The 10,777-nt window shown below is 50.3% G+C and carries 8 protein-coding genes; 7 read left to right on the top strand and 1 reads right to left on the bottom strand.

Features of this window, described 5'->3' with window-relative positions; translation table 11 throughout:
* Positions 1-47 precede the first annotated feature (47 nt).
* Positions 48-1,370 (bottom strand): alpha-L-fucosidase, encoded by a 1,323-nt coding sequence (locus ACX1C1_RS10125; RefSeq protein ID WP_458956953.1) that lies wholly within the window; start codon positions 1,368-1,370, stop codon positions 48-50.
* Positions 1,371-1,547: 177 nt separating this feature from the next.
* Here ACX1C1_RS10125 and ACX1C1_RS10130 point away from each other — a divergent pair, with 177 nt between their 5' ends.
* The 7 genes from ACX1C1_RS10130 to ACX1C1_RS10160 all read left to right on the top strand — a co-directional run bounded on the left by ACX1C1_RS10130 (position 1,548) and on the right by ACX1C1_RS10160 (position 10,748).
* The gene (locus ACX1C1_RS10130) at positions 1,548-2,375 is read left to right on the top strand and encodes a helix-turn-helix domain-containing protein (protein WP_458956954.1); all 828 of its coding nucleotides are present in this window, start codon (positions 1,548-1,550) and stop codon (positions 2,373-2,375) included.
* Between the two features lie 78 nt (positions 2,376-2,453).
* Positions 2,454-3,374, top strand: coding sequence for an aldo/keto reductase (locus tag ACX1C1_RS10135; protein ID WP_458956955.1), 921 nt, complete (start codon positions 2,454-2,456; stop codon positions 3,372-3,374).
* Positions 3,375-3,651: 277 nt separating this feature from the next.
* Complete coding sequence (locus tag ACX1C1_RS10140; RefSeq protein WP_458956956.1) at positions 3,652-5,283, top strand: sensor domain-containing diguanylate cyclase; 1,632 nt, start codon at positions 3,652-3,654, stop codon at positions 5,281-5,283.
* A 332-nt stretch (positions 5,284-5,615) separates the two neighbouring features.
* Complete coding sequence (locus ACX1C1_RS10145; protein ID WP_458956957.1) at positions 5,616-6,878, top strand: ATP-binding protein; 1,263 nt, start codon at positions 5,616-5,618, stop codon at positions 6,876-6,878.
* Between the two features lie 102 nt (positions 6,879-6,980).
* Positions 6,981-8,087: a sugar ABC transporter substrate-binding protein gene (locus ACX1C1_RS10150; protein ID WP_458956958.1), complete on the top strand. Its 1,107-nt coding sequence runs from the start codon at positions 6,981-6,983 to the stop codon at positions 8,085-8,087.
* 181 nt (positions 8,088-8,268) lie between these two features.
* Complete coding sequence (locus ACX1C1_RS10155) at positions 8,269-9,765, top strand: sugar ABC transporter ATP-binding protein (RefSeq protein WP_458957651.1); 1,497 nt, start codon at positions 8,269-8,271, stop codon at positions 9,763-9,765.
* Positions 9,762-10,748, top strand: a complete 987-nt coding sequence (locus tag ACX1C1_RS10160; RefSeq protein WP_458956959.1) for an ABC transporter permease — start codon at positions 9,762-9,764, stop codon at positions 10,746-10,748. Before ACX1C1_RS10155 ends, ACX1C1_RS10160 begins: the two co-directional genes overlap by 4 nt.
* The last annotated feature ends 29 nt before the right edge of the window (positions 10,749-10,777 follow it).

Raw genomic sequence — 10,777 nt, forward strand, 5'->3', positions numbered from 1 at the left:
TCAACTGTACCGCGGCAAGAATGGAATTTTTGATAGATTGGGATTCGTTACTTGTTCAGCTCGAGCTCGATTACCGTATCGCGTTTGTCCGGCAGCGGGTACGAATAGTGCTCGGGTCTCGCGAAGTTGACAAATGCGTGGGTCTTAAATTCTCTGGCGCTCCATGGTGTGCTAATAATCAGCTCGGAGCCGTCCGATAGCAGTCGAGCTCGTTTAATTCGCCCTGCTAGACCGGATAGCGCAATGGAACCGATGTTTTCTTCGAAAACATGAGCGTATATTTTGTCATCTTTTTGCGTGTAACGACCCCAATCGGGTTTAAGCAAATCTGCAGAATGGCAGCCGTAGATGCTGTCTCCGTTAAGCGCGATCCAATCGCCGACCTCCGCTAGAATATCGAGAGACTCCTTCGGAATCAGGCCCCTGGCATCAGGTCCGACGTTGAGGAGCAGGTTGCCGTTTTTGCTCACACACTCCACCAGCTTGCGAATAATGGTCGTCGGACTTTTGTATACACGGTCTGCCGATGTATATCCCCAGTTATTGTTGAGCGTCACGCATGCTTCCCATGGGATAGGGTTGCCGCTTACGTCTGTGATGCCGTTCGGCGGTATAATCTGCTCTGGAGAAGCGAAGTCTCCCGCGTAAGGCGTAGGATTATCCGAGGAGATGCTGCCTCCGTGTTCGCCGCTTCCTTCGAGTCGATTATCAATGATGATATGGGGCTGTAGGGAACGCATCATATCGATTAATTCGGTTGCTTTCCACGTTTCGTGGCTCATGTCGCCGTAAGAGAAGTCGAACCACATGATGTCAAGCTTGCCGTAGTTGGTCAGCAGTTCACGGACTTGGCCATGCATATAGGTCAAATAGCGATGGAAGGTTTCGGGATCCCGTTTGTATTGTTCGTTCTGCCTCATGGGATGAATCTGGTCGCCGAATGCCGGGTAATCTTCATGATGCCAATCGATTAGCGAGTAGTAGAGTCCGACCTTCAGACCTTCCTCGCGGAAAGCCTCCAAGAACTCGGCTACAAGGTCGCGTCCCGCTTTCGTGTTGGTCGATTTGTAATCCGTTAGCTGGCTGTCGTATAGGCAGAAGCCGTCATGATGCTTGGCGGTCAGCACTGCATATTTCATACCGGCTTGCTTGGCTGCCTTTGCCCATGAACGCGGATCGTATGCCACCGGATCGAATTCTTCGAAGTAGGGCTCGTAATCTTCTACTGATATTTGCTCGTAGCTGCGTATCCATTCGCCGCGCGCGGGAATCGCATATAGTCCCCAGTGGATAAACATACCGAATCGGTCTTGCAGGAACCATTGCGTGCGCTCTGTCCGCTCCTGAATCAATTGTTGACCTGTGCTCATGTGTCTCGCCTCCATAAGAGTTTTGCTCAGCATCAGTCTAGCAAGGTTATGATAGAATAGACATATACGTTTATAACTATGATGGGTACAAAAATAACTTTAAAAGCGGTCCTCATGCAGGGTGTCGCAGGCACGAAGTTGAAGTTTCTCGGATGGTTGAATTTGTGGAGGTGCAGCATGAACCGAATGGATGCCGGCGGCGCCGCGCGGGATATGGTGTTGAACATGCAAGTTGAGGTTCTTGAAGCGCGGCTGACACAATGCTGGTCGGGCTGGCGGGAGATGGATTATGTGCCGCAGCATAACAAGCTTTATTTCATAATAGAGGGTGAAGGCTGGATTAAGGTCGATGGCCATGAACTGTACCCGGAGCCGGGACAGCTTATTCTGCTGCCTGGACATAAGCTGCAATCGTTCTCGGCGATCAATGATCGTCGACCTTACTATAAATATTGGTGCCATTTTACCGCCATTACGGGTCAGACGGACGTTTTTCAGTGGCTGGATATGCCGTATTGCTACGAGGGTATGGACCAAGGCGTGATAGAAGGGCTGTTCCGCGAGCTGGTGGATGCGCATAGTGATCCGTCCATAGCTGCAAGGCTCAAGGAGAAGGCGATGCTGCTGCAGATTCTGTCCCTCTTGATGGAGGAGAAGCCGCCTCGTATCCGTCAAAGCCAAAGCCAGGAGATGGAGCGATTGTTGCTTATTAGACAATACGTGGACGATCATCTGGATCAGGAGATGACGCTTGAGGAGCTTGCGGAGGTGCTGCATCTGCATCCCAACTATTTCAGCAAATATTTTAAGCGCCACTTCGGTATGCCGCCGCTGAAATATGTGAGCCGCAAACGGATGGAGCATGCGAAACATATTCTGAAGACGACCTCCCAGAGCGTCAAAGAGGTAGCTGCCGCCACTGGATTTGACGACGCGAACTACTTCTCGAAGACGTTCCGCAGGGAGGTTGGGTTTAGCCCCTCGGAATACCGGCTGAACGTGTAACGTGGCTGACTGGATTTTCAATTGAGCGAGCCCGAGGGTTATAATGAGAGTATCTTGCGAATTGAAGGAGGACTCGATATGTTATATAGAAGACTTGGCGGCACGGAGCTTCAAGTGTCGGTTATCGGCATAGGTACATGGCAATTCGGCGGCGAATGGGGCAGAGAGTACACACAAGCGGAAGCGGATGCCATCCTGGATAAAGGGCAAGAGCTCGGCATTAATCTAATCGATACGGCAGAATGTTACGGTGACCATCTATCCGAAAAATTGATCGGCGACTATATGAGCCGCCGTAATCGCGAGCAATGGATCATTGCTACGAAGTTCGGGCATCACTTCCACGATTTGTTTTCGCGGACTGACGCATTTAAAGGCGATGAAGTCGTGACGCAGCTGGATGCGTCGCTCAAGTCGCTGCGTACAGACTATATCGACCTCTATCAATTCCATTCCGGTCCGGATGCCGCGTTCGACAACGATGAGCTATGGACGGTACTGGACAAGCAGCGTGAAGCGGGCAAAATCCGTTTTCTCGGTACATCGATCGGCAATAATGACAATCTGCATCAGACGGAAGCATCAGCCAAGGTTGGGGCGAAAGCGATCCAGGTTGTCTATAACCGGCTAGACCGCCAGCCGGAGCAGCGCGTATTCCCTTCGTGCCAGGCGCAAGACCTTGGCGTGCTTGCACGCGTTCCTCTCGCGAGCGGTTATCTAAGCGGCAAATACAAACCGGGCGCGGTGTTCGCGGGCAATGATGTCCGCCATCGGCATGATGCCGAAGCAACAAGGTTGAAGCTGCTGGAGGTCGAACGAATTGGCCGCGAGGAGGTGCCGTCCGGCGTAGATATGGCAAGCTGGGCGCTTGCTTGGTGTCTAGGCCATCCAGCGGTGACGACCGTGATCCCAGGCTGCAAAGATCCGGCGCAGGTCGAGGCGAACGCTAAAGCGGCGGATCTATTGACGGAGCCGCATCCGCAGGACGTTGTGAGCTAAGATCTGAGAAGCGGCGGCGCATTATTTTGATCAAGATCAATGTTTGAACGTTATCGCCATAGCCGAATTCCCATCCAAACGGAGAGGGACTCGGCTTTTTGTTTTTTACATAAGGATTGAACGAAAACCGTCTTGATCAACGGCTTCTAAATTTCCAAATAGAGTGAATTTTATCTTCCAATCCCCTTTCATTTGGTCTATAATACTGCTGAATAATACCTGAATCGACATGTTTGGACATAAATCTTCATTATGCATTACAGAAAGGAAAAGAACATTGAAGCTTAGTACCTATTTCGCGTTATCATTTGCGCTCATTATAGTTATTGTCATTGCCTCGGTCTCGATCATCTATGGTCAAAGAACAAAAACGTCCCTGGAGCGGGAAATCGGGGAATCACTTTCCTCTATCTCGCATGGTATGGGGGACAAGCTGGATCGATACATGTGGTCGAGATATAACGAGATTTTGTTGTTTGGCACGCTGGACGTCTTTAGGAAGACGGGGAATTTGCAGGAGGCTAACCGCCTGCTAGGCGATCTGCAAGAAAACATCCCGGCATTCTCCTGGGTCGGATTGCTAGATGCCGAGGGTAATGTGAAAGCGGCGACTGGAGATATTCTGCGCGGCGAAAATATCGCGGACCGCCCTGTCTATTTGGAGGCGCTCGATAAACCGTTTGTCGGAGATGTGCATAATGCCGTGCTGCTATCCAAGCTGCTTCCTAATCCGTCTGGCGAGCCTCTCAAATTCGTAGATATCAGCACGCCTTTATTTGACGATGCGGGAGTGCTTACGGGCGTTCTGGCGGCTCATCTCAGCTGGGAGTGGTCACAGGAGGTGCAACGTTCTGTCCTAGCATCGTTCCAGGACTCGCGCCATCGTCAAATGGACGTCATGGTGCTCAGCGGGAAGGACAACGCCATATTGTCGGGCCCGAGCGAGATGATTGGTCAGCAAATCAATCTCCTGGACTTAGGACAAAATGAGACGGCCAACGAATGGTCCGTGCAGCGTTGGCCGGATGGCAAACAATATTTGACCGGCTTCGCACAAGGTGTTGGTTACGGCAATTATCCCGGTCTTGGATGGCAGATTGTCATCAGGCAACCGGTGGATGTAGCGTTCGCGCCGGTTCGAGATCTCATCGTCTTTATGATTGCGCTTGGCGTAGCGATTGCAATAGCCTGCGGACTAATTGGATGGCTGCTTGCTCGCAAGGTATCGAAGCCGTTATCCCTGATTTCGGAAGCAGCCAATAAGCTTAGAAGAGGGGAAGAAGCAGAAATTCCGTTCGCCCGGGGCATCAAGGATATCGAGATTTTGTCCAGCTCGCTGAGCGTGTTGATCGCGGAGTTAACTGAACAAAAGTCGGAGCTGATCCGGATGGAGGACAAAGCGCATCACGACAAGCTGACCGGACTGTTGAACCGTTCTGCAATGGAGGTTGTTGTTCAACGAGCTGTACGTCAGGCCGAAGAACGGGGTGGAGGCTTGGCGTTTATGTATATGGATCTTGATGGCTTTAAGGCCGTTAATGACACATATGGCCATGCAGTAGGAGACGTGCTGCTACAGGAGGTCGCTTCGAGACTTGCTGCGAATTCGCGAAACGGCGATTATTTGTTCCGGATGGGCGGAGACGAATTTGTGATGATCCTCTCGGTCCCAGCGGACGATGCTGAGCGAGAAGCAGAAGGCGTAGCGAGTCGGGTGCTGGAGTCGATCCGCAAGCCATTCGACATCGAAGGGCAGCGAATGGGCGTAAGCTGCAGCATCGGGATCGCGTTGTGGCCGCAAGAGGGGCGCGATATTCCCACGCTGCTGAGAGATGCCGACGAGGCGCTATATGCCTCCAAGAGCAAAGGGAAAAACCAGCTTACCTTCGCAGAGCATATATTGGCTTAACGTTCCGCTATAGAAGCGCCTTCGGGCGCTTTTTTTTAGTAACGATCACACCAAGCCACGCGTAGCCTCTTTCCTTCCTTCATCACAAAGACAAAGAAAAAGTGAAAAAGGTACTCCAATTGGTTGCTGTGATGCGAATGATGTAGCATGTAAATATTGTTGTCGAAGATGCACCAACGAGCTTAGCAACACGGAGTGTGTCACATGGCTGGAATGCCCGATTTCCACCATAAGTCGGGAAAGGTTGAAAAAATATCAATAGAGCAAGTTTTATATGCTATATTAAAGACATGCCAAATATACGGAGATTCAAGCAGAAGGGGACCTAAGATATGTTGCTCTTTCTCAAGGATTTTTTGTTTAATGTCTTGATTATTTCTTCCCCGTTTGTGTTATATCCGTATTTGCATAGGCTTAAGGACAACGTGACGACCTATCGGTTCTTTTTGTTGCTGCTTTGTACAGCCGCGCTTGTGGCAACGATGAGTTTCCCTGTTTACATTAACGGGTTATCATACGATTTTCGCTCCGTACCGCTGGTCATTGGATCGTTATATGGAGGCTGGGTCGTTTCGCTTGTTTTGTATGGTGTCATACTAATAGTAAGGTTCGTGTCAGGAGCTCCTGATATGTTTTATTATACGCTCGCGCTGCTGTCGAGCTTTATCGTAGCATGGAAGGCAATCAAGCTGTTCCCGAAAGCATCGCTGGGCTTTCGGATTGTGATTGCAGTAGTTACATGCGCGTTTATTAAATTGATGGCGATTGCTTTAACTTTGGCGATGCAGGATCGACTCTATATCCTCATCGACAATGCCATTGATACTTTGGCTACTTATTTGTTCCAAAGCTTGATCGTGGCAATTGGTATATATTTGATCGAATTTATGAGACGGTACAGCCAAATACAAGAGGAAATCGTCAATACTGAGCGGATGAAGCTCGTCAGCGAAATTGCCGCCTCCGTCGCGCACGAAATCCGAAATCCGCTCACGGCTGTCAGGGGATTTATCCACCTTCTTGGTACAATGGAGTTGTCATCAGAGAAGAAGGAACAGTACAAGGGCATATGTTTCGCAGAGCTCGACCGGGCTGAGCAGATTATTGCAGACTATCTGTCGCTGGCGCGTACCGATCCCGAGCATATCGAAGAAATTGATCTCAATACCGAGCTTAGTTATATGTTCAACTTGTTATCCAACTTTGCGAATCTTAACAACATTAATCTGCAGGCTGCCTTCTTCGAGGAGAGCAGGCTCGTCGCGATGGGAGATAAAAACAAGTTCAGGCAGGCACTCCTTAACATCGGCAAAAATGCGATCGAAGCGATGCCGGATGGAGGGGAGTTAACCCTAGCTGTTGAGAAACATGGAGATTACTCACATATCAGAATCGCAGATAATGGCATCGGCATGTCCCCCGAGCAGGTTAGACGTCTAGGGACACCGTATTATTCGACCAAAGACAAAGGAACCGGACTTGGGACGATGGTTTCTTTTAATATCGTGAAGAAGATGGGCGGAAGCATACATATTGAGAGTGAGCTTAATAAAGGGACGGAATTTGTTATTAAATTCAAAAATTTTCCGACATGATTTGACAAAATTAGCGAAAAAGGATTGACGTGACCGATTAAATCCGATAGGATAACTTGTATTAAGATTAATATACAAGTTTCTTAGGGGAGAGAAAAACGGATGAAGATCAAAAAACCACAAGCGTTGCTTGCATTGCTGCTTGTCATAGTAATTGCGGCAACAGGCTGCGGCGTGAATAATGGAAAATCAGGCGGCTCCATAGAAGAGGTAGAGAGCGTGCCGGCTGCCCTCAAGGACAAGGGCGAAATTAACATTAAAGTTATCCGCAAGATAGGCGGAGACGATCACACAGCACAATTCTTGGCAGGTGCGAAGCAAGAAGGCGAAGCGCTTGGTTTCAAAGTAGATACGTTCTCGGCGGATGGCGACACGGCGAAGTTCCTTGATGCGATCGAGCAAGCGGCCGAAGAGGATCTGGATGCCGTTATCTTGTCGCATGCTGATAACCCGGCTGCTGTAGATGCGGCGAAAAAGCTGCGCGACAAAGGGATTGAGGTAGTGGCATTCGACTCTACTGGCGACCTGGCAGCAATTGAAGGCGTTACGTTAACAGCTCAGAAGGACGAAGCGCTCGCTCAATATGCACTGGACGAGCTTGTGAAAGTACATGGTCCTGAAGCTAATATCGTATACCTGTGGGTAGACGGCTTCCCTCCAATGGTTCGTCGTAACGCTGTATACCAAGAAGTTCTTAAGAATAACCCGGGTATTAAGGAGATCGGCCGGTTTGGCGTTGCGAACGATAACACATCCGTTGATACTCAAAACGCTGTCGCGGCGATGTTGACCCAATATCCAAAAGGCGAGCTGGATGCTATCTTCGCAACTTGGGATGCCTTCGCAATCGGTGCCGCACGCGCATTGATCGAAGCGGGACGCACGGAAGTGAAGATCTATGGTATCGACGTATCGAACGCCGATCTTCAAGTCATGCAAGAACAAGAAAGCCCTTGGGCTGCAACTGCAGCAGTTGATCCGAAGCTGATCGGCGCGGTTAACATTCGTATTGCTGCTAAGAAGCTCGCTGGCGAAGAAACGCCGGCCAACTACGATCTTGACGCTGCATTGATCACACAAGAGGCGCTTGCGAAATCCGACAAAGCGGTTAACATGGTATCGCTCGCAGAGATCATCCCAGGTTGGGGCACTTCCGATGCTTTCGAAGAAGGTTGGATGAAGGATCTGAAGGCGGCAAACGGCAAGTAATGAGAGTGATTGTTATCCAAACGAAGTTTTGGAACAATCTCGTTTAGGCATACTGTGCAATATGGTATACTCATAGCTATGACATTCGGCGCTCTTATCCATCGGATAGGGGCGCTCTATCCTGTTCGGAGAGAAGGCGAAGCGCGTGACGAACACGAACAAACATACAGGCGGACTGGAAATGAAGGACATTTCGATCTCCTTCCCCGGTGTGCATGCGCTTAAAAATGTGAATTTCGCCGCCAGGTCTGGGAGATCGCATGCCTTGATAGGCGCTAATGGCGCTGGCAAGTCTACCTTAATGAAGGTATTGTCCGGTGCCTATGACCATTATACGGGCGACATCTTCATTGATGGTGCACGAGCGGACATTCGTAATCCTAGGACGGCCAAGGATTTGGGCATCGGGATCGTCTATCAAGAAGTCGATACCGCACTGATTCCTAATTTGAGCGTGGCAGAAAACATTATGTTGGAGAATACCGTGCGCGGCATGAAAGGCAAACATTTCATCAAGTGGAGGGAGCTCCACACTGCGGCGCAGAAGGTTATGAATCGGCTGCAGATAACAATCCCGACCAAAAAGCTAGTAAGTGAGTTGACGCTGGCAGAGAAGCAGATGGTGCTGATTGCCCGCTCGTTATCCATGGAGTGCCGCTTCTTGGTGCTGGACGAGCCTACCGCTCCGCTGAGCAGCAGCGAAACCGAGATATTGTTCCGTTTGGTCAGACTGTTGAAGTCGGAGGGAGTTGGGATTATCTTCATCTCGCATCGACTTCCGGAGCTCTACGAAATATGTGACGACATTACGATCATGCGCGACGGTATGTTGGTTGTCGCGGATGAGATCGCAAAGCTGACTCAAGAGCAAGTGATTGAACATATGCTCGGAGCGAAGCTGGAAGGGCAGTTTCCTAGCAGGGTCAGTCAAATCGGCGACATTGCGTTCGAAGCGATTGGCATGAACGATGGGGGCAAAGTCAACAATGTCTCGCTGAACATACGCAGCGGAGAAATTGTAGGCATCGCGGGACTCGTTGGAGCCGGCAAAACGGAGCTTTGTCGAGCCTTATTCGGAGCTTCTGAAACAGCTGCCGGTGAGCTCCGTCTCGGAGGCAAACGGATCGCGGCCAATAATCCGCATAAGGCCGTTCGGAACGGATTAGCGCTTGTGCCAGAAGAGAGACGCAGGGAAGGCGTATTCGTGGACGAGACCGTAGGTACGAATCTGACAGTGGTTAACTTGTCACGGTACGCAACAAAAGGTCTCGGTTCTTGGCTTAGCCGTGCCAAGGAGAAGATTGCAGCAGACTCCATTGTTCGCAGTCTTGGCGTGAAGACGCCGACTACCAAATCGTTCGTCCGCAATCTCTCAGGAGGCAATCAGCAGAAGATCGCGATTGGCAAGTGGCTTCTGGCTGATGCGGAGGTTTATCTGTTCGATGAACCGACCAAGGGCGTTGATGTCGGCGCGAAACGCGACATCTATGAGCTGGTGGCGGAGCTGGCAGCCCGTGGCAAGTGTATCCTATATGCTTCAAGTGAATTGTCCGAGATCATCGGCATTACCGATCGGATGTACGTGATGTATGATGGAGCGATCGTCCGTGAATTGACGACAGCCGATACGAACGAAGAAGAAATGATGTTATACAGCACTGGAGGATTACGAACATGAACGCAGCCGGAACGAAGCGGGGATCGGGCAACGCTTTTGAGCTTCTATACAAATACGGAACTTTATTGACGATCGTGATCCTGATCGCGGTGTTTGGTACGATGACAGACAACTTCTTGAACTATACGAACATTATTAATATTTTGCGCACCATCTCTATCGTTACGATTATCGCAACGGGATTAACGGTTTCGCTTGCGGTCGGCGGCTTCGACCTTTCGGTCGGTTCTACGGCATCGCTGGCCAATGCGCTGGTCATCTCCATCTTCGTATGGCACGGCGGACAGATTGGCGTCAGTCTGATCGTTACGATTATTTTCTGTTTGCTCGTGGGACTGGTCAACGCGTTTCTCGTCATTAACTTTAAGATTCAGGATATGCTGATGACACTGGCGACGATGTTCGTATTCCAGGGAGTGGCGCTGACGTATACGCGCGGAGCTACCATTTCGGAGAACATGATTCTACCCAACGGCGATTATGCAACGGGTGAAATTCCGGATATCTTCGGCGCACTGGGCAAGGTGCCCTGGATTATAGTCATCATGCTTCTTGTAGTGCTCGTTGTCCATCTGTTCCTGACTTACACGAAGCACGGCCGTTATATGTATATGATCGGCGGCAACCCGGAGGCTGCCAAGCTTTCCGGCATTGCAGTGAGCAAATATCGGCTAGCGGCTTATCTGATCTCTGCCATGTTCGCGGGGATCGGCGGCATTATTCTCGGTGCGCGTGTCATGACGGCGGAGGTCAATTCTGGCTCACCTTATTTGATGGATGCCGTTGCTGCAGCGTTTATTGGTTATTCCGTGCTTGGCGCGGGCAAACCGAACGCTTTTGGCACATTTGTAGGCGCGGTGCTGATCGGCATCCTCTCCAACGGGCTTATCATGTTGTCCGTGCCGTATTACGCCATGGATATCGTCAAAGGCTCCGTGCTGGCGCTCGCGCTGGGTATCACGTATTATAAACGGAAACATTAAGATTCCTCTGCTTGAGAGGGATGTTATTC

The organism is Paenibacillus sp. strain BS8-2, from assembly GCF_054483835.1.

Bases quoted from the DNA above. Each gene is read 5' to 3' on its own strand.
- ACX1C1_RS10135 (WP_458956955.1), top strand. From the start codon at position 2,454: ATGTTATATAGAAGACTTGGCGGCACGGAGCTTCAAGTGTCGGTTATC.
- ACX1C1_RS10150 (WP_458956958.1), top strand. From the start codon at position 6,981: ATGAAGATCAAAAAACCACAAGCGTTGCTTGCATTGCTGCTTGTCATA.
- ACX1C1_RS10160 (WP_458956959.1), top strand. From the start codon at position 9,762: ATGAACGCAGCCGGAACGAAGCGGGGATCGGGCAACGCTTTTGAGCTT.
- ACX1C1_RS10145 (WP_458956957.1), top strand. From the start codon at position 5,616: ATGTTGCTCTTTCTCAAGGATTTTTTGTTTAATGTCTTGATTATTTCT.
- ACX1C1_RS10155 (WP_458957651.1), top strand. From the start codon at position 8,269: ATGAAGGACATTTCGATCTCCTTCCCCGGTGTGCATGCGCTTAAAAAT.
- ACX1C1_RS10125 (WP_458956953.1), bottom strand. From the start codon at position 1,370: ATGAGCACAGGTCAACAATTGATTCAGGAGCGGACAGAGCGCACGCAA.
- ACX1C1_RS10130 (WP_458956954.1), top strand. From the start codon at position 1,548: ATGAACCGAATGGATGCCGGCGGCGCCGCGCGGGATATGGTGTTGAAC.